At 49.1% G+C, this 19,280-nt stretch carries 19 protein-coding genes; 9 read left to right on the forward strand and 10 right to left on the reverse strand.

All coding sequences use genetic code 11. The features are described from left to right. The first annotated feature begins 30 nt into the window (after positions 1-30). A complete protein-coding gene (locus AT710_02985; GenBank protein ID KUO92519.1) occupies positions 31-780 on the forward strand; it encodes a hypothetical protein in 750 nt (249 codons plus the stop codon). Positions 781-920: 140 nt separating this feature from the next. Beyond that, complete coding sequence (locus tag AT710_02990; protein KUO92520.1) at positions 921-2,507, forward strand: hypothetical protein; 1,587 nt, start codon at positions 921-923, stop codon at positions 2,505-2,507. Here the strand turns inward: AT710_02990 and AT710_02995 are convergent. From AT710_02995 to AT710_03015, 5 genes are all read right to left on the reverse strand, one after another. After that, positions 2,464-3,276, reverse strand: a complete 813-nt coding sequence (locus AT710_02995; protein ID KUO92521.1) for a hypothetical protein — start codon at positions 3,274-3,276, stop codon at positions 2,464-2,466. The genes AT710_02990 and AT710_02995 overlap by 44 nt on opposite strands. A 35-nt stretch (positions 3,277-3,311) precedes the next feature. After that, complete coding sequence (locus tag AT710_03000; GenBank protein KUO92522.1) at positions 3,312-5,225, reverse strand: hypothetical protein; 1,914 nt, start codon at positions 5,223-5,225, stop codon at positions 3,312-3,314. Further along, positions 5,226-6,725, reverse strand: coding sequence for a hypothetical protein (locus AT710_03005; protein KUO92523.1), 1,500 nt, complete (start codon positions 6,723-6,725; stop codon positions 5,226-5,228). A 6-nt stretch (positions 6,726-6,731) separates the two neighbouring features. Continuing rightward, positions 6,732-7,514 (reverse strand): (2Fe-2S)-binding protein, encoded by a 783-nt coding sequence (locus AT710_03010; protein ID KUO92524.1) that lies wholly within the window; start codon positions 7,512-7,514, stop codon positions 6,732-6,734. Then, entirely contained in the window at positions 7,507-9,048 is a 1,542-nt protein-coding gene (locus tag AT710_03015) for a hypothetical protein (GenBank protein KUO92525.1), read from the reverse strand. The genes AT710_03010 and AT710_03015 overlap by 8 nt, the downstream gene beginning before the upstream one ends. A gap of 156 nt (positions 9,049-9,204) precedes the next feature. Between AT710_03015 and AT710_03020 the strand changes: the two genes are divergently transcribed. Continuing rightward, positions 9,205-9,921, forward strand: coding sequence for a hypothetical protein (locus AT710_03020; GenBank protein KUO92526.1), 717 nt, complete (start codon positions 9,205-9,207; stop codon positions 9,919-9,921). 85 nt (positions 9,922-10,006) lie between these two features. On the opposite strand, the gene AT710_03025 is transcribed toward AT710_03020, so the two are convergent. Genes AT710_03025 through AT710_03035 form a run of 3 tightly spaced genes read right to left on the reverse strand, consistent with a single transcriptional unit; the run spans position 10,007 to position 11,802 of the window. Beyond that, complete coding sequence (locus AT710_03025) at positions 10,007-10,828, reverse strand: hypothetical protein (protein ID KUO92527.1); 822 nt, start codon at positions 10,826-10,828, stop codon at positions 10,007-10,009. After that, positions 10,813-11,049 (reverse strand): hypothetical protein, encoded by a 237-nt coding sequence (locus AT710_03030; GenBank protein ID KUO92528.1) that lies wholly within the window; start codon positions 11,047-11,049, stop codon positions 10,813-10,815. Before AT710_03030 ends, AT710_03025 begins: the two co-directional genes overlap by 16 nt. A gap of 48 nt (positions 11,050-11,097) precedes the next feature. Next, positions 11,098-11,802 (reverse strand): hypothetical protein, encoded by a 705-nt coding sequence (locus tag AT710_03035; protein ID KUO92529.1) that lies wholly within the window; start codon positions 11,800-11,802, stop codon positions 11,098-11,100. A gap of 150 nt (positions 11,803-11,952) precedes the next feature. Here AT710_03035 and AT710_03040 point away from each other — a divergent pair, with 150 nt between their 5' ends. The 6 genes from AT710_03040 (at position 11,953) to AT710_03065 (ending at position 17,890) form a co-directional block, all read left to right on the forward strand. Next, positions 11,953-12,345 (forward strand): hypothetical protein, encoded by a 393-nt coding sequence (locus AT710_03040; protein KUO92530.1) that lies wholly within the window; start codon positions 11,953-11,955, stop codon positions 12,343-12,345. Further along, entirely contained in the window at positions 12,342-13,433 is a 1,092-nt protein-coding gene (locus tag AT710_03045) for a F420H(2):quinone oxidoreductase (protein KUO92531.1), read from the forward strand. Before AT710_03040 ends, AT710_03045 begins: the two co-directional genes overlap by 4 nt. Next, the gene (locus AT710_03050; GenBank protein ID KUO92532.1) at positions 13,433-14,710 is read left to right on the forward strand and encodes an NADH dehydrogenase; all 1,278 of its coding nucleotides are present in this window, start codon (positions 13,433-13,435) and stop codon (positions 14,708-14,710) included. Before AT710_03045 ends, AT710_03050 begins: the two co-directional genes overlap by 1 nt. Further along, complete coding sequence (locus AT710_03055; protein KUO92533.1) at positions 14,664-15,317, forward strand: hypothetical protein; 654 nt, start codon at positions 14,664-14,666, stop codon at positions 15,315-15,317. The genes AT710_03050 and AT710_03055 overlap by 47 nt, the downstream gene beginning before the upstream one ends. A gap of 91 nt (positions 15,318-15,408) precedes the next feature. Further along, entirely contained in the window at positions 15,409-16,884 is a 1,476-nt protein-coding gene (locus AT710_03060; protein ID KUO92534.1) for a hypothetical protein, read from the forward strand. A gap of 46 nt (positions 16,885-16,930) precedes the next feature. Further along, positions 16,931-17,890, forward strand: a complete 960-nt coding sequence (locus tag AT710_03065; protein ID KUO92535.1) for a hypothetical protein — start codon at positions 16,931-16,933, stop codon at positions 17,888-17,890. Between the two features lie 8 nt (positions 17,891-17,898). On the opposite strand, the gene AT710_03070 is transcribed toward AT710_03065, so the two are convergent. Both AT710_03070 and AT710_03075 read right to left on the reverse strand, forming a co-directional pair. Then, entirely contained in the window at positions 17,899-18,351 is a 453-nt protein-coding gene (locus AT710_03070; protein KUO92536.1) for a hypothetical protein, read from the reverse strand. A gap of 80 nt (positions 18,352-18,431) precedes the next feature. Beyond that, positions 18,432-19,259, reverse strand: a complete 828-nt coding sequence (locus AT710_03075; protein KUO92537.1) for a hypothetical protein — start codon at positions 19,257-19,259, stop codon at positions 18,432-18,434. Between the last annotated feature and the right edge of the window lie 21 nt (positions 19,260-19,280).

Consider the following 19,280-nt stretch of genomic DNA (forward strand, 5'->3'; position numbering starts at 1 on the left):
GTATTTAAATGTGTCTAAACTAATTGCTGCGTGGATGGTTTAAGCGTAGAGGGGCTCAGCGTTGCCGTTAATGGGAATTATTTCGTGAGGAATGTTTCCTTTACCGCTAGGCGTGGTAGGATATCCTGCCTGTTGGGGCCTAATGGAGCAGGCAAGACAACTATCATTAAATCAATAATGGGTTTAATGCAGTTCAATGGAATTATCAGGATGGATGGGAAAACCATGGATCCGGGATCCATTGAGTTCAAGAGGATTGTGGGCTACGTCCCGGAGAGCCCTCTCCTCTTTGATTCATTGACGGTCGAGGAGACTATTCAATTCATTTTATCCACGAGAAGCCTCGGGGAGCAGCACATGGATTGGATCAAGTGGCTTCTCAAGGCATTCAACCTCGACTCACAGCTAAATAAGTTAGTGGCATCGCTCTCCATAGGTAATCGACAGAAGCTATCCATAGTGACGGCCCTAATGCATAGGCCTGACCTTCTTCTCCTGGATGAACCCTTTAACTGGTTAGACGTGGCCTCCATAATAATACTTAGGGAGACCCTCAGCAAGTATAGGGAGAATAGGGTCATAGTGATGGCTACCCACATGCTGGATGCCGCGGAGAAGCTGTGCAACGACATAGTGCTAATCAATAAGGGAACAGTGATCAACGTAATGGATTCATCGAAGCTCAATAGGGATGAACTTGAAGAAATAATACTGGAGGAGACCGAGATGGATAAGTACATTAAGGCCATACTAAACATGGGGAACCAGCGACCATCGTGAAAGAGGGACAAGCCCCATTAGGGGAATATTGATGCAGGCCTTGGCTTCAATTGATGGGTATTAAGATGGAGCGCCGTTGATGTCCCTTAATGCGGGGCGATCAGGGGAACTCCCTGAGTAAGTTTATTTAGTTAATCACTGTGGGGAGGGCCACGGGAGACATAAGCGATTTAATGTATAGGGAATTACTGTTTCAAGGAGTAATAGGCTCGCGGCTACATGGATTGCCCAGCATGGTTGATGGGGACGTATTGGCGCGGATAAGGAGGATATCCATTATTCAAAAGATATTTATATCAATGTTCATAGCCTTCATGTACCTAATCGACGTGGCGCTTATACGCTTCTCAATGAACATAATTCATGGATCCAACGCCGCGCCCCAAATCGTTTCAAGCCTGGCGATTCACCTAAACGCGGCGTCACTATCGGTTTCCTACCCATTAACCGTATTCTCCTATACATTATCAATACTGCTAATAGATACGCTTCAATTGCTATACTCCATACGGGGGACATACCTCATCGACTTCTTCCTAGTGCTTCCACTAAATAATGGGGATGCGCGGAGGAGTTTACTTAAATCCACGCTTAGAATAATGGATGCGCCGCTGGCCGTTAATATAGTGATTAGCCTCGCCTTATCCCTCCTCGTGTCCCAATCATCATTCATCACGGCGTTAGCTGCAATACTGTATGCAATTGCCTGCTTCTCGTTAATAATGACCATGCTCACCAGGAGCGGGGCATCAATGGGGAAAATGATTATAGTGGCCATAATCATGATCGGGTTCCTAATGATCGGGAGCTTCATGCCCCTCATAATAATGGAGTACACGCCATCCATTTCACTGCTCTCCTCCGCTTCGTTTCCATGGGTCTTAATCAAGTACCTGCCGATAATTAACCTAGCCTCGGCGCAATTAAGCCCAAGCACCACGATTACGGCATCAATCATTGCATATGCCGCAATGGCCGTCGTCGCCTCAATGCTCATGCTTCGCCTGGATTATCGGCCTCTCTTCATTGAGGGAATCAGGGCAGGAGCGGGGCGGGGCTCAATGAGTCTACGGAGGCGGGGAGCCGTATCATCCATGTTAATTAAGGAGTTAAAGGCGATATATAGGTCCAGTAGGCTGCTCATGATGGCGATGGTTCCCGTAGCGTATGGAATCATATCTTTAATAATGGTGCTTATAATACCGTATAGATTATTGAGTCCCAGACTAGCGTTAATGACTGTAATGCCGTTCGAATTAATGATAAGCATTGTAACCGTCATGATCGTGTATCTCTCCTATATTGTTGATCTGGGTGGCTATTACCTAATTAAGATGCTTCCCCTGGGCAGGGGAAAAATACTTGAGTCAAAGGTACTGCTAGCCATTGCTTTATACCTATTATTCACGTCCCCCCTACTACTGGATCTAATCATTAATGCGTCGCTAGCCATATTCCCAATAATACTTCTCGAGGCTCTTCCCATAATTGTTGGCGCGATTCTATTGGATACCGTGATGAATGGGTTCCTGAAGCAATTGGTTACGGGCACATTGCCGCTCTTCATGATAATGCTGGTGGGGTTAGCGGCAGTAGCGGCGGTGATACCGCTGGCATCAGCAGTTGTTCTATTCTATGTATCCAATGAACGCGCCGCGTTGATCGGCATGGGCGTTCTCTCCATCATTGAGCTAGCCGTTGTATTGATGGTGAACGCACTGGAATGAAGTGATCAATTATGGGAAGCAATTGATCCACGAAGCGATTTATGACCGTCACGATGAATCTATCCCCATCCTTCTCGAATGGGACGCCGTGGGCATTCAGCAAGCGAGTAAAAGAGCTGAGATCGCCCTCAACGGAGACCTCTACCCTGTATGGAGCGAATGCCTCCCCCTCCATGGATACCTTTAACGTGTCGTGAATGTGCCTAGCCAATCTATAGGCTATATCATATGGAGGCAAGCCCGTGGGCAGAGTCATTAAGTGAACGTTGAAGCCCTCCATTAATAGGTGGGCATGTGGTTTATACATATCGTCCCCCTCCTCATTCATGGTGACCACCAGAGTTAATCTAGGCCTTAGCCTCCACACCAATTCATGTATGTAGGAGGAGTACTTAGAGCTAAGCATGAGGAAGTCATTGAAGACATCTATTCCATCCTCGTCCAAGCCGCCCCTATCTATGGTTATATCCATAAACGCGCCGCCATTCGCGAACGGTATATATACGGCATCATCTACATGCGGAAACAGTTGCCTCCTAACGCTGCTGGGGCAGGAGGATGATGCCATTAGAACGAGGGAATTAGATATAATGTACTCGCTGCTCCTGAATCCGCTGATTATCATTACCTGAGGCTCATTCCCAACCCTAATTATGGGGGTCACCGAGTCATCAACGCTGCACCCAACCTGTCTCAGGAACGATGCTGCATAGGATAAATTAACTGGTCGCGTCTGGAGAGCTATCATTGGATTAGCCGAAATACTCATAGCGCTACAGGGCTTCGCCTTTTTTAAATGCATCCCTAGCGACTCCTCCCGTTAATTGAGGCAAGCAATTCACGGAAAGCATTTAATCGCAGCGAGTGTCGAACATCATGGATCTCTATATTATCATAGGGACACGCCTCCACGCAGTCCCCAACCCCTATGCATGTGAGGCTCTTATAGTGCCCACTGGTTATGAAGCTGCCCGGCATAGTTGAATTACCGGTGGGGCACGCACGCGCGCAATCCCTTGTGCGGCACTTGATGCATATGCTTGGATCCTTGGCAACCAATTTAAAGAATCCAATCCTGCCCATTAATCTATTGAATGCTCCCCAGTGGCACCAACCATAAGTAACGCAATTATACGTGCCTAGAATTGGGGATAACGCGAAGAATAGGTACCAAGCAATGCCGAACGACACTAGGTAAAGCAGGACAAGCGGATCAAGGCCCAGGGCCAGCTTCACGTAGCCAATCTGGTTAAGGTACGAGAGGAGCGCCAATACGATGAGGGAGGGCATCATTATCATCATGAGGGCATCATGTATCCTACGGATCACGCCTTTACGCGGGGTAATCCTAGTTGGCTTAATCATCTTTAAATCATCATAGAACGTGCCTTGCCACATATATGCCGCGGTGCACGTGAGGGAACAGACTTGCCGAGCGCCGAAGAGGAATGAGGCAGCGCCATTTATTGCATAGGTGCCGAGCACCGCCATTAATAAGTACGGAGAAAGGGGGCCGGCGGTGCCGAGACCCATGCTCCACTCCAGGTACGGGTACCGAGCAAGGCTTGGCGGCAAGAAACTGGATGCATATACGCCATATAATGCGTATGATACCATCATGAGGATTAATCTAGCCCTATTCTCCGCATTATGGACCTCCAACGCCCTGGCCGCGACGAGCCACCCCATCTCTATCCCCATCATTATCATGAAGCCGGGCCCAAGGGTTAAGGCAGATATGAATTGAATAATGCCCACTAAGCCCTGAGACAATGATTCGCTCAGGCCCCCGGGATTGAGCCACCCCATCTCCATCGAGATGACTCCGCCCATGGCTGCCTCAGCAATGAATATTAGGGATAGGAATACGGCAACATGAATGGGCTTGGTTAACCAAGCAATGGAGCGGAGCTGAGGCTTGTGATTCACGTACACCGCTAAGTACCACCCCATATCCACAAGTAAAGCCGCTCCATACATCGCCCACGGCAATGCGCCGAGGCTTGCCGCCAATTGAATGATCATCATCACGGCCATTACAGCGGATGCGCCGAGCATTACATGCATATCATTGGCTTGAAGCACCTTATGGCGATGCATGTAATCCAGCATCAGGATAATTATCATCACCATTATAATTGAGGAGGCCAGAAGCGAGTACCTGAACCAAGCGCCGGGAAGCATCACTGGATTAAACAACATATTAAGTATCCAGGGCGGCGCAATTAAGGCGAATAAATCCCTGCCCCCTCGCTCGGTCAACACATAACTAATAGCGGCCTCCAGAGNCATGGGGATCACGAACCATGGGCTATCAAGCGACTTAAGCAGCAAGTCCTTGGGGCCCTCGATATATAATGTGTATGTAATACCCATAAGTAGCTCGGCCATTAAAACCATTACGATTATGAGGGCGCCCGATAACTTGGGGTTAATCCCCCTGCCGCGCCCCCAATTACTGCCCAGGAGGAGGAGCCAAATAATCATTGAAGTATTGGCTATCAATATGGCAGTGAATAGGTTGGACGTGCTTTGATTAATCAGGTAAAAGGCAGCTGCCCCAAACATGACTATCATGGAGGCCAAGACATAGAGAAGCCACATCAGTGTCCTAAGCATCATGTTCCTACTCGATTTATAGAGCCATAGGACAACGGCGACGGCGACCACCATGCCGGCGGCCCCGCCGTATATGAAGTAAATGGACCAAGGATTCATTCACTTCGCCCCTGGAAGGGGCGGGTAAGCTATGTACCTATATAGCGAAATTATTTCGCCGAACACCACTAGGCCAATGCCAACCAATACGCCAATCATGGGCTCAAAGGAATCATAGGGAAGCAGTTTCCACAGCACGGCCATTATCGCCACCTCGAAAGCCACGAGGAATACGAGAATGAGCGATGCGTATGCCCTCTTCACCGTTATTTCCCTGGCACTCAATTCCTTAATGGGACCAATGGACTTGGGGCCCCTCCACGTCAAGTAAACCATCGCCATGCCGATGAATATTATGGCGGTTGGAACCAACGTTACCTCAGCCACGCGTATGGGGGGTATCGGTAGCCCCGGCGTCAATGCTCCCCACGCGGCGTACGTCACAAGCCAAACCACCAATAACCAAATTATTATGATTGTGTGAATTATCCTATCAAGTGGATGAAGCTTATCGCTGCGGTCCAGGAATGGGAGGAGCAGAAGATAAAGAAGCGGCAATAGTCCCCCAATGGTGACGGCTATGAATGAGCCGGAGCCTCCCTGGAATATCGGTAACTGGAAATCCACTATCTTATACACGTTGAGGAAGAACCAGAGCGGGTAAGGCGGAATATTGGCGGCAGCAGCGCTTGTTGGCGGGGGACCCGGCAGGGGAGACAATAGGATCGGTATTGAGCCTTGTGGAAGCATTAATAAAATGGATGGTATTATCAATATGAAGCCCCACACCCAGAACAATATCGCCACGGTGTATAGGAAATTCTTGGGCCACCACTTGGGGGCAGCCTTCTTATCTATCTCCGCCGGCGCCTTATAATTAAATAAGCGGGGACTCGGCATAATGCCGTTCTGCTCGGCTAACCCCAGGTGAAGCATGAACAGCAAAGCAACCAACGCGGCCAGCGTTATGTGCCACGCCAGTACCCTAGTGAATTGAGCGGTTTCCCCACCTGGCCCGAAGAAGATGTTCAGCAGTGTGCTGCCGAATGGTGCGCCCTGGAGCAGGCCCTTCGCCACGTCGGCCCCATCCACAGATAAAGTATCCCCTACAAGCGAGTAACCGAAGAATGCGGTGCCGAAGACTGTTGCCCCAGTCAATATGCCAACAACCCACTGGAGCTCCCTGGGCTTCTTATAGGCGCCAACAAAGTAATTCCTGAATAGGTGCACGAATGCGAGGAATATCATGGCATAAGCACCATATAGGTGAGAGGCGAGGAGGATCTTGCCGAAGGCCACGTTATTGATTATGTACNCCGTGGAGGAATAGGCGCTGCCGGGCTCATAATACATCAGGAGCAGAAGACCGCTTATTACTTGCCAAAAGAATGCGGCGGCAGTCATTCCCCCAGTCCAGTAACCCAGCTTAAACATGTAGTCAGGCGTGCCGAGCAGCGGTAACTCGCTTAACTTAGCCCTCTCATCCAGCCACGCCCAGAAATCGAAGCTCCGCGCCTTACTGATCGTGTCCCTCATTTTCTTGCTTATCCTCGTTGCCATCACTCATCACCCGCACTGGGAAAGCTTCCCAAGATTACTCACCACCGCGCTTGTCACTGGGGAACCGCCCTGTAGATCGCCCATTGGATCATTGACCACGTCGGGAGTTGGATTGCCGAAGCCTGGATGACCATATACGACTGGCCCAATCATTTTTTCCGCATATAACTCATCAGTGCTTGAATCATATCTGAGAACCACATACGGCAAAGGCCTAACCGTTGGTCCAGTTATCACGGCGCCGCCCTTAATTGGATCATAAGTACTACCGTGACAGAGGCAATGAATGACGCCCTTCAGGGATCCAGCGCTGGTTTGGGCTGGTTGACATGAGGGGACATTGGGATAAAAAGATATGAGGGGGGCCTGGCACCCTAAGTGCTGACATATGCCGCTATAGGCCACTATTGACTTGCTTGGCCCCACGCCGCCCGGAAAATCATATGTGGCGCCCGTTTGCGGAACCGTTACCGTGGTCGGCGGCACCGCCACTGGGTTACCGTTCTCATCCCCGATATTTATCAACATATTCGGCTCATTACTTAATGGGTAACTGAATACGTATAGATTAGTGGCGTTAGGCGGTATAGAGCTTGCCTTTATTGGGTTACCATTCTCATCCAGAAGCTTAAGCGTTGGGAAACTTGTGAGTCCAGTGATCGGCGGAATTATTTCCTCCACTAATGGGGGAACAGCGCCCATTATCACGGCTGCCCCCGCCAGCGCCACCAATGCCTTAAGCGTGCGCCTCCTGATTAGATCCACGTTCTCCTTCTCTTCCTTAGGCATACTGCTCCACCTCAAGACCTATCCTCCTTATCCTCTTGATCACCAACTCATTGAACAGCTTCACCGCAAATATGCCTTGACCTATCCCCAGTATTGTTGCGAACACCACGCCCAGTAAGTCCAGGTTAGGCACAGGTATGCTGTACACGCTTAGCAAGTAATGATAGGCGTACCTCCTCGGCACTCCCAGTATTCCCTCCGCCATCCATACATTCACGAAGCCGTATCCCCCTATGAGGCTCATCCAGAAGTGAACCTTGCTCCACTTATCGTATAGGTTCACGCCCTCATATATGCGGGGCACAATGTAGTAAATCATGGCGATCGCAGTCATCGCCACGACCATTAATGCGAAGAGGTGGAAGTGACCGACGATCCAGAGAGTATTGTGAAGGTAGAGGTTCCAGCCTATCATTGCTTGAGCTATCCCACTGAAGCCGCCCTCAAGCCAGCCGAATATGCCCATGTAGGCGAACATCATTGGTGGATCCCACTTAATGCCGCCCCTCCACGTCATGGCGAGGAGGGAGTAAATGGAGACCGCGGAGACTATTGAGATGCCCATCGTTGATAATTGGGCGAGGAAATTAACTGGGAGGGGTTGAAATGGGTATAGGTATAGGTGATGCCCCCACACTAATAGGTTGGTTAGGGCAGCCAGCACCCAGACGCCGCCCGTGGTGGCGTACCCTATCCAGGGCCTGTTGGAGTATGTCTGGAAAATTAGGTACATTCCCGCAATCGCTGGGAACAATAATTGGTACACTATTGGGTGGCCAAAGTACCAGAACATGTTGTCGGCTAGCCCTACATTGAGCCCGAACCGCGGATCCACTGTTGAGCCTATGAACATTACCAGCAATAGAGCGGCTAGGGGGAGCGTGGCTATCAACATGTCTAATGCATCCGCCACTAATGGGAATATCGACACATTGAAGCCGCTTACTTGGCTTCCGATCAAGCCATCGAACCCAAGCCCCCTAACTATGGCGTTGAGCGCATTCCTGATGCTTCTTCCTCCTTTCCTGGATACCACTAATAGAACCTCAATTGTATATAGTATTATTGCTAGTCCAATCATTAATTCACCAAGGGAGAATGCGGCGACTCCCCAAAGCGTCCATTGATCCTGGGCGGCATAGAGCGGAAGCGGGTAAAGGAAGTACCATCCAGCCGCGAATTCACCGTAGAGACCGCTTATCCCTATTAATGTGAATCCAGCAACCAGTACCCAGAAGATCGCGTCGATCAATTTATAATCAAGATCCGTTCGCAATAGCTTGGCCAGCACGTACCAAGTTACCCCCATCATTCCGAAGGTGCCTAGCCCTATGAACATGAATTGGCCATGCATTGTCATCAATATATAGAAGGGGGAGGAACCGATGCTTATCATATCGGCTTGTTGGGACCTCATGGTTAGACCTAATAATCCTCCCGCCAGAAACACGCCGAACCACGTGAATAAGTACTTGAGGGCAATGCGACCAGCCCTCTTCTCGATAGCGTCGCTCTCTATTGAGCCCATGAGCATGATTTTAATAGATTTTAAATAAGTTGTAGCTCAATGTTAATAATTGATTGGCATAGGCACAGATTTTTTATAACTGATTTAAATAAATTATGCATGTGACTACAATTTATGAACGATATTTTCCTATTTATTAACATCGATTAAATACGCATCGGTATGGCTATACCATACGCGGCCAACATAGGCTTAGGCCCCCTTGCCCTCGCCGATATATTCACGGCACTACTAATAGTGAGCGTGGGGGTACTGGTATGGGTCGCATCGAGATCCAAGAGGGGAATGAGCGATGATGAGCAAAAACGATATAGGCACAGGGCCGAGATCTTCGAGAAGTACTGGATAATCATCTCCATAGCATCCATAATAATACTAAACATCGCATTAGTCGGCACAACCCCACAAATAGTCACCGGTAACACTTTGGAGTCGCTGGGAGTCAATAACCTACAAACTCAGTGCCCCTATGCGAGCCCCAATAATTACGCAACAGCATGCACAAACGTAATACAGCAGGACGTGAATGAGTTGCTTCCACTCCAGAACGAGGGCAAGATAAGGATAGTCGTCGTATTAGCCGGGCAATGGTACTGGGACTTCTATACGGTGGCGGAGAACGGCACCCTGATCGCGGCCAAGAACTTAACGGTCTCCCCCAATGTACCAATAGTTTTTCTACTGACATCCGTGGATGTCAATCATGATTTTGGACTCTATAACCCCAATGGAGAGCTCGAGTTCCAGACGCAAGTTAGCCCCGACTACGTCTCCATATTCGTATATCAATTCACTAATCCAGGCCCAAGACTGGTCAGATGCCTCGAGTATTGCGGCCCCGGCCACTGGACAATGATGGCTGAAATAACAATAGAGTAACATCCCTCGGCATTACCAACATGACTTAATCATCGCACACACAACATAAAGACTGGGCCCGTGAATAGATACAGGGGCCGCATTATTATATTCTTATTATTAGTGGAGTTAGTGAAATCACTGTCGGGATGCCGAAGAGGGGGGAAGAGAATGCCAGTAATGCAGCAGTATATGGGGAGAGAGTTGGATTAATGGTCTCAATTATGCTAATTGTGAATGCTAGGAATGATGGAATATATGTGATCAATGCAGTCCAATGATTTAGAGGAGGCCGCGATTCGGTATCGCCCCTTATCGCATTGCTTAAAACAAGGGTGGCCATCACTGACCCAAGCAATAGGAATAATATCATTGATAGATAGAGGGAATACGCTAAATTAGCGGCTGCACTCATGGGTATCATTAGCAGTAAGAGTAGGTCCTCCCTGGCTAACTTGGCTCTCCCCATTCGCCAGGAAACAAGAATGGCTAACGCTATAGATGCAAGGTAATTCAGGAATAATGTGGCCGTCCTCAAGTAAGTTATCAAGTAACCTATGGCTATCCCTGCCTCCCTACTCGTTAATGCCTTTATTATGGGGAGAGTGGGCGCTATTAGGGGCAGCGTTGGCAAATCTATCCAGGTCCCCACATTAATTAGGAGAGTAAGCGTGAGGCCGATTGCCAAGATTTTTCGCTCCTTAGTTTTAAGCAGTGGAATAAGCGTGATTAGGTACATTAATAGGAAGAGAAGCGAATTAAGGGATTCGCTCACTACGCCGATCACATTAATTGCTATATTATTGATATAGAAGAAGCCTAACTGTATCTGGGGAACTATCAGCAGCAGGTTAGGTATGGAGCCGAACACCGTTTCTAGGTAAATCACGCCCATCGCTAATTCCCCAATGATCACCGTTGCCGCCATGATTGATTCACCGCATTTACCCGCAATAACGCGACCAGTATTATTGGCATTATCGCGAGGGAAACCAATGGATCAACAAAGAGGAGGGAAATGGGTATCATGGATGCCGTGGATGCGAGGAGAAACCTGCAATTACCCTGCCTCAGGGCCACGCCGTAAAGATATGATAATAGGGGCGTAATTATTATGACCGCCATCGCTGCGTATTCCTCGGCAATCATCCACTGACCTCCTCCCGTCCCAAGGGGCGAGACTTATCGTTCGTTTTATCAACCATACACAATGAATTTACCGTACATGCCCGATGAGGCGTGGCCAGGAACGAAGCATAGATACCAATACGTGCCCGTCTCGGTGGCGGTGAATTGAATTAAGTAGCCGCTGAATACGTTTGCCGAGGCCGGCGATAAGCCGTTAACCAGCAGCGTGGGCGGCATCTCGGATCCAGGGAATGCGGGTGGGTACTGATTGGGGGATACGGAGGCCGGGTAAGGCGGAGCGGATGAGGTTATGCCGAAGCTATGGTTTAGGTAACCCGCATCTATTATGGCTATTATCACTGTTGAGTCCAGGGGCACCTCTATTGTGGGGTTAGTTAAGTTAAATGATTGGAATGATAATATGTTGCTGGGGGGACCGGCGAGCATGACTATATATATAGTCTTGCCCGTGAATCTAATGGTATTGGTCGTCCTATTAATGGTTACCCCTTGAGGCATATAGGATATCAATGAATCAAGTTGATCCAGGTTAAGGGTGAATGCTCCCTTCAATGATTGCAGTAAGGCAATGGGGGAGGAGGCGTTTTGGGGAGTAACCGTGGTTGACGTCGCATTGCTCGGCGTGGTTTGCGATGAATTGATTGGGGGAGGAGAGGCGCTGGGGTGAGGCGGGTATAGGTAAAGCAGTGTTCCAAGGCTAGCGGCCACCGCTGCGGCCACCACAATGATAGTATAGATAATTGCCTTATCCATAATTGATGCATTTATTAATTGCTTTATAAGTTAGTGATCGATTGCCGACGCGCAGTGAATATGGGAACCGCTGTTTCTTAGTCGACCCATGAACCGCGAGCTGGCTGCGGCTTAGTTATGCTTATAAACTATAGCTTCTACAACCCAGTTATGTCAGCGGTAGGCTCCATTGTGGCCGTCGTGTTCCTCTTGGCGATCGGTTTATTAACTGATGGCGTCGTATTACTATTGAGGAGGATATTCGGCAATAAGAGGGAGAGCCCGGTTAAGACGATGAGGNTCGAGGCGGGCAATATTCCCATTGGCGAGGCGAAGAGCATGCTGCCGATGCAGTACATAGGCTTCCTAATAATGTTCTTATCCGTTGAGCCAATCATAGGGCTCTTCCTTACCTTATCTTTCTATCCAAGTCTTCCATTAATATATCTATTGATAATAACTTTCATAACCATGTTGCCGGCCATATATGTGGCGTACCGGGACTCAATTGCTGTGGCTTATCCACTCAGATTAAAAAAGCAACAAGTGAGTGAGAGGCCATGACTGAGTTAACGCCTAAGATAAAGATATCATTGACTGGGCAAGAGATACCGCTGCTTCCCGAGAAACTGAGCAGGTGGGGAATAAAGTACTCAATATGGCCAACTCACCTAGTGACGGCGTGCTGCGGCGTCGAATTCGCTCAAACATCGGCCCCCGGCTATGATGCGGAGAGGTGGGGGTTCCTGCCTTTCCTGGGGCCTCGACAGACGAACGCCATAGTGATAGAGGGAACGCTCTCATTGAAGATGGCTAAAATAGCTAGGGTAGTGTATGATCAAATGCCGAGCCCCAAGTTCGTGATAGCCATGGGATCCTGCGCAATGGAGGGCGGAGTCTTCTGGAACTCGTATCATGTGGCTAAGGCCGAGAACGTGCTGCCGATAGATGCGTATGTGATGGGTTGCCCACCCACGCCTGAGGCCGTGATAAGGGCGATAAGGATGGTTCAAGACAAGATAGAGAAGGGGGAGATGAAGCCCTCAATGACTCCAAATAAGGTCGATCTAAGTTCATTGCCGAAATCGCCGAAGCCCCAGAACCCACCGTCGCCGCCGCATAGGAGGGAGGAAGTCAAGGACATAAACACCTGCAAGTCAATGCCTAATCTACAGTGGCCCCAAGGAATTGAATTAGCGGGTAAACTAAAGGATGCCGGCGTGAACGCATTGCCTCAAGCAATGAATAGGATATGCGCATCCACTGATTCAAATAACATAGTTAATGCGATAGAGGCGGCATTTAAGGTTGGTTTTGATCACGTGAAGTCCATAAACGTCATCGATTTACCAATAAAGGGCGTCTTCAGGATAGAGTATGTGCTGGGCTCCTACAGCAAGGAATTAGCGGCGATTCTCTTAACGATAAGCACTGAGGTGCCGAGGAATAATCCGAAGGTGCCGACCATAATAAACGTCTATCCTGGCGCCGATTATCAGGAGAGGGAGATGCATGAATTATTCGGAGTGTGGTTCGAGGGTAATCCATGGATGGGGCGAAACTTCATGCTTAGTCCCGATACGCCGGTCAAGTACCCGCTTAGAAAGGATTACGAGGTGCCCTCCTTGGCGAGGGTGATAGTTGAGAGGTGATGCATGTGGAGGAGAAGGAAGTAGCGATAGACATCAATGCCCAAGTGCCCAGGGAAGTATCATCCCTATTCCTGCCCGTCCCGAAGGAGGCCGTCGAGGAGGCGTATAAGAACGATGAGTACCTAGTCCTAATAGGCCCCGCTCACCCGGGCTCGGGTCACATGAGGATAATACTTAGGCTTAAGGGCGATTACATAATTGATGCAATACCTGACCCCGGCTTCGTTCATAGGGCAGTGGAGAAACTAGCGGAGACGAGGCTATACATACATGCCATTCCCCTAATAGAGAGACCAACAATAGCTGAGNCCGCCATAATGGATATAGGTTACGTTAGGTTAATCGAGAAAATGATGGATCTAGATGTCCCGCCTAGAGCCCTATACATCAGGACCATACTCGCCGAGCTAAGCAGGATAGCGGATCACTTCTATGATGCTGGAATACTAGCGGTGTTCCTGGGGCAATCCACTGGATACATGTGGGCCTTCGGCTTAAGGGAATTAATAATAGAGGCATTCGCCAGAATAACTGGAGCCAGGACAACGCTCTCCTGGATAATTCCCGGCGGCGTGAGGCGGGACGTGGATCAAGACATGCTGAAGTACATATATGACTCCACCTTCTACATCGAGAAGAAAATGGATGAATTCGGCAGAATATTCGTGAGGAACCCAGCCACCATAGCCAGAATGAGGGATGTCGGGATCCTAAGCAGGGAGGAGGCGATAAAGTATGGAGCCGTTGGGCCATTCCTGAGGGCGAGCGGCGTGGATTACGACGTGAGGAAGGCAGAGCCATATGAGGCGTACGAGAAACTAGACTTCGATATACCTGTCTCGGATGAGGGCGACTCATACTCGCGCTTCTTGGTTAGGGTGGAGGAGATAAGGCAGAGCATAAAGATGATTAGGCAAGCCATAAAGGATATGCCTGAGGGGCCAGTCATTGGGAGTAAATTACTCGCTAGGGTGCCGCCTAAGGAGAGGGATAAGGTTAGTAAGGATATTCGCAACTACTTCTTTAGGACCCTGGTTGGAATAATAGTGCCGGAGGGCGAGTACACCACGTTAACTGAGGCGGCGAGGGGAACATTGCTTTATACGTTGGTCAGCGACGGCAAGTCTAACATGCCTTACCGGCTCCGCATGGTTACGCCGTCCTGGTATAATCTTAGGCCATTCATGGAGGCATTGAAGGGCCATAGATTAATGGATCTACCGGCCATATATGGCAGCTTCGGGTACTTCCCGCCCGNGGCAGATAGGTANATATAGAGCATTATTCATTGCCATGATTAAGTCACTGAAGGACTTGGAAATAATGCTGCAGGGATTACATGGATTCAGCAAGCCCAAGCTTCACCTGGAGCAATACACTACCCCGCCCCACTTAGCCGCATCAATAGTCTGGCTATCCTTCATGAGGGGGGAATTAGGGCGGGTAGTGGATGTTGGGTGTGGTCCAGGCGTTTTTGCGGTCGCAGCCGCATCGCTTGGATCAAAAGTGGTATGCATGGATGTGGATGAGGACGCGGTGAAGGACTGCTTGAGTAACTCGGCCCAATTATCCATAGATGCAGTCGTGATGGATGCCTTGAGGCCGGGCATTAGGGATAATTACGCCGCTACATGCTTCATTAATCCGCCGTTCGGCATATGGAGCCGGCATGGCTTGGATACCGATATGGTTAAGGCGGCTCTGGGATTCTGCAACGTGATTTACTCCATTCATAAAAGAAGCATTGCAGCCACTGTGCTGAGGAAGATAGGGGGACAAGCGGTGGGGCACTCAACGCTGGTGCTGCCTCATACTTATCCCCACCATGATAAGCATAGGCACGATGTGGAGGTAATAATAGTGAGAACAGAGAAAAGGTCCTGAAACTCAAGAACACGGAATCTACAGGCCGCTCTGACCCCCGCTCTGATCCGGGCGGTTGGGCTTTATATCTCCTCTTCATTAAGCCCCGCAGTTGTGGGAGCGGTCGAGGGATCCATTGAGTCATTACTTAAAAATGGTCTATGCCGGTCTATCATTAATGCCAGTTGCATTATGGGCAACCCTGATCATGGTTGTGATCCTCTGGTTACCCGCTCTCATAATGACAATAAATGAGGCTATTTATTATGTTGCCTACATCAGGTCAAGATCGGGGCAGCGCTTGGGCGGCGGGGAAATTAGTGGGCGATTATCAATAATTGTGCCGGTCAAGGGGGAGTCGCTTGAATTAATAACTGAGCTAATTAACTCCGTGTCCAGGATAGAGTGGCCCCATAATAACATGGAGCTAATAATTATCAGCGATGATGATGAGGCCGCCTTTAATTCGCTGAAGAAGCATGTAGCTGAGCTAAAGCCAACGATGGAGGCTAGGCTCATCAGGAGGGAGAGAGGGGTGAATGGTAGGACGGGGGCATTAAATGAGGGGCTGAGGAACGCCACTGGCCAGTACCTGTTAGTTATTGATGTTGATAGCATTGTTCACCCATCTTTTCCCCGCATGGCTGCTGAGGCGCTTAAGGGCAATGTGGCGGCGGTCGTGAGTAGGTGGCGGGGACGTAATTGGGATACCTTGGTTTCCCAAGCAGTATCCGCATCAATGGATTTCACCGTGGATTCTCTCTGGGGTGGGCGGCAAGCATTGGGTTTACCTCTTTACGTTATTGGTTCCGGCACTATGTTTAGGGTGGATGCATTACGAGGCGTGGGAGGCTGGTTCCCGGCAGCGCTTCAGGATGATATGGATATGGGGGCTATATTGATGCGTAACGGCTATACCGTTAAGTTCATTGAGTTACCCACGCTAGTTGAGAATCCCCGTACTTATAGTGTTTTTCGGTTTCAGCAGTATAAGTGGGCTTACGGCACTGCGGATGTCTTGAGGAGGAGATTCATGGATATAATGAGGGCCCCCATAAATGCGTGGGCTAAGCTTGACTCCACCATATTCTTGATGCAGTACCTAGCAGTGCCTTTATTGCTTCTGGCAGTAATGGTGGCTGGGGTGGGGAGCATAGTGATGGGGATAGATATAATGCGCATTCTTTGGCCATTAGCCATCATCCATATCGGCTTATTGGCCATTATTTCATTTTTTTACGGGGACTCGTTGAGGAGACATGGATTGAATCGCTGGGAATCCAGCATTTATGCCGGCCGTAGTTCGGCGATAATGGGCGCATTGGCCCCTCACCTGCTTATCGCCACAATTAAGGGATTCATGGGGATCCCCATTAATTGGGGAGTCACCCCCAAGGGTGGGCCCGCTAGGCTTAGGGCTGCCCCCCTGGAGTTGGTGACGGCCATATTGCTTTCGTTGTTATTAGTTATCAATGTATTTCTAAGCCACTGGTTGATGGCGTTCTTCATATTGATGATGCTGCTTCCATTCCTCTACGTATTTTATAGGTTCCCCGACGAGTCTCTTTCGGGGATTCGGCGATTTTGATCTTGTGCGAAGGATTTATAAATAATTAGGGATACCCTAATGTTTTATGGTAACCATCAATCTATGGAACCCGCAAAACGTTGATTTCCTGAGCGCACTGATAATATCGTACCTCCTCGGCATAGTGCACGGCGTGACGCCCGATGAACACACATGGCCCATCACCTTCTCATACTCGGTGGGCACCTTCAGCGTGAAGGGCGGCGCAAAGACGGGCCTAATATTCTCCGCAGGCTTCACTGCACAGAGGGCAATACTATCCGAGCTAGCATACCTAGCCTTAGCCGGCCTCTTCATGACCACGACAGCCTTCGGAGCCACCTACATAGCAGTTGGAATAGCGATGGCGGCGGCCGGCATATACATAGCGAGACATGGCGAGTACCTTCACTGGCACTACATTGAGAGGAAGCTAGGCGAATTAACGGGAATACATAGAAAGGGAAGCAAGCTCCAGGAGGAAGAGTTAAGGCACAGGCTAAACCCAGCCATAGTAAATGAGAGGGACCTAACTAAGCCCGTTCCAGTGAGGCTCGCCCTAATCCACGGCTTCATAGCAGGCTTCGGATTCGGCGCATTCGCATTGATAATATACACGGTGCTAGCCCCATCAATGCCATCCCCATACCTTGGCTTCGTGCCGGGGCTACTATTCGGCTTAGGAACCATGACTGCCCAAGTCATGTTTGGCTCAATCTTTGCGGCTTGGCTAACCAGGATGAAGAACCTATCGATGGCAGGCATAGCGCTTGTTGGAAAGACCATAACCACCATGGTGCTCGAGTACGGGGGCCTCGCCTTCATTGCCGCCGGCGCCGCGATCCTAATGTGGCCTCAACTCCTTAACTACAACATAGTGACGCCGATAAAGATACATAATCTACACTCCCTCGGAATAGGCTTCTTCCTAGTCATAATCGTGGTCATAATATTCGGAATAATAGGGTACAGGAGGGGAGTAAGCAGAGCCATGAGGCTTGGATTAATTAACGCGACTCCTCAATAGATACATTATTAAGTTACTTCATTAAGGTATTGCGAGAGAACCCTCTTGTACTCAGGCAATAAACCCTGTTCGCTTGAAATTATGAAGCCAAGAGCCGTTTTCAAGGCTTTCTTAATCTCACCAGATCTATATAGAGCTATGCACAGGAATGCGAGAGCCGCTGGATCATTAGTCTCTCTATATACTCTGTCCAGTATCTCTACGGCACTCGAGTCTTCCCCTATAATGCTCAGCGAGCTCCCTAATTGAATCTCAGCTTGAGTCTTGATCTCTCCCGAAAGACCCATTGCCAAAGCTCTTCGATATAAGGGCACTGCCTCATCTTCCTTACCCAAGAAATCCAAAGCATTTGCATATTCGAATAAGACAGCATTATTTTGATACTGACCTCCTCCCCGCCCTAAAGGGGCGAGGTTTGCCGTTCGTTTTATCAGCAGCCTGGATTTGAAATCACCCATCATGCGTTAATGCTCATCATTGCCCAAAGTCCAGAGGCAACCAATTAANGCGTTCCTCCCTTCCCAAATAATGCCGGGAATTGCTAGCCTGTTATGAATTTCTTGAGCTGCATGTTCCTCTGCATCACGTTGAGGCTTCGTGAAAGCATGTAATTAATGAGGGGCCACTTATACATGATTATCCCATTTATCTCGTAATCATCCATTATCAATGCAGCGTAACCAGCGGTTGAGATTACCTTACGTGAGATAATCTTGGAGACCACCTCCGCATGATACTGCCTAGATAAGAATGGGTGAACCAACATCAATCTATCAAAGCCATACTGGGCATATCGCTCCATTGAGGATAAGCCCACATGAATGCTGCTCCTCGTATCAACGTACTTATGCGCTATGGTCTCGTTATCGGCTATAACTATCATATCCACGTTCTCATCGAAGGTCAATCCATCCATTATCCACGACCTCAATAAGACATCCTTCACCGAACCAACAATATAGAACCCAATGCTCTTCACTAGGCCTGCAAGGCCTTCCTCCACACCCCCAAGCTCTGCATAAGGCGCAGCGCCTATTCCAAAGACTCTCATGGGTAGGACATCAATGAATTCACCCTCGAGATCTGGACAAAGCGGTTTAATCCAGTAAATCCATGAGAAGAAGCTGGGCAGCACAACGGCGCCGCTAACCTCCATGCCGATCCCGCTCCTAATGAGCTCCGGCGCAAGCGGTGAATCCTGTAGAATTAAGGTACCATTTAGCGTTACATAGGCTTTTCCCTTGGTGTCAACAATCATTCCCAGCTCTAGGTACTTACATATGGCCTCCTTCACGTCGCCCTGCAACACATCTATTCTCCTCATTAACGTTCTATAGTCCTCATCGCCTAAATCCTTGAACATGCCCATCTAGAGCCACGACTGAGCAAG

Origin of the sequence: Thermocladium sp. ECH_B (genome assembly GCA_001516585.1) — an archaeon.
Classification (GTDB): domain Archaea; phylum Thermoproteota; class Thermoprotei; order Thermoproteales; family Thermocladiaceae; genus Thermocladium.

Bases quoted from the DNA above. Each gene is read 5' to 3' on its own strand.
- AT710_02995 (KUO92521.1), bottom strand. From the start codon at position 3,276: ATGAGTATTTCGGCTAATCCAATGATAGCTCTCCAGACGCGACCAGTT.
- AT710_03010 (KUO92524.1), bottom strand. From the start codon at position 7,514: ATGCCTAAGGAAGAGAAGGAGAACGTGGATCTAATCAGGAGGCGCACG.
- AT710_03015 (KUO92525.1), bottom strand. From the start codon at position 9,048: ATGCTCATGGGCTCAATAGAGAGCGACGCTATCGAGAAGAGGGCTGGT.
- AT710_03020 (KUO92526.1), top strand. From the start codon at position 9,205: ATGGCTATACCATACGCGGCCAACATAGGCTTAGGCCCCCTTGCCCTC.
- AT710_03025 (KUO92527.1), bottom strand. From the start codon at position 10,828: ATGGCGGCAACGGTGATCATTGGGGAATTAGCGATGGGCGTGATTTAC.
- AT710_03030 (KUO92528.1), bottom strand. From the start codon at position 11,049: ATGATTGCCGAGGAATACGCAGCGATGGCGGTCATAATAATTACGCCC.
- AT710_03035 (KUO92529.1), bottom strand. From the start codon at position 11,802: ATGGATAAGGCAATTATCTATACTATCATTGTGGTGGCCGCAGCGGTG.
- AT710_03045 (KUO92531.1), top strand. From the start codon at position 12,342: ATGACTGAGTTAACGCCTAAGATAAAGATATCATTGACTGGGCAAGAG.
- AT710_03065 (KUO92535.1), top strand. From the start codon at position 16,931: ATGGTAACCATCAATCTATGGAACCCGCAAAACGTTGATTTCCTGAGC.
- AT710_03070 (KUO92536.1), bottom strand. From the start codon at position 18,351: ATGATGGGTGATTTCAAATCCAGGCTGCTGATAAAACGAACGGCAAAC.
- AT710_03075 (KUO92537.1), bottom strand. From the start codon at position 19,259: ATGGGCATGTTCAAGGATTTAGGCGATGAGGACTATAGAACGTTAATG.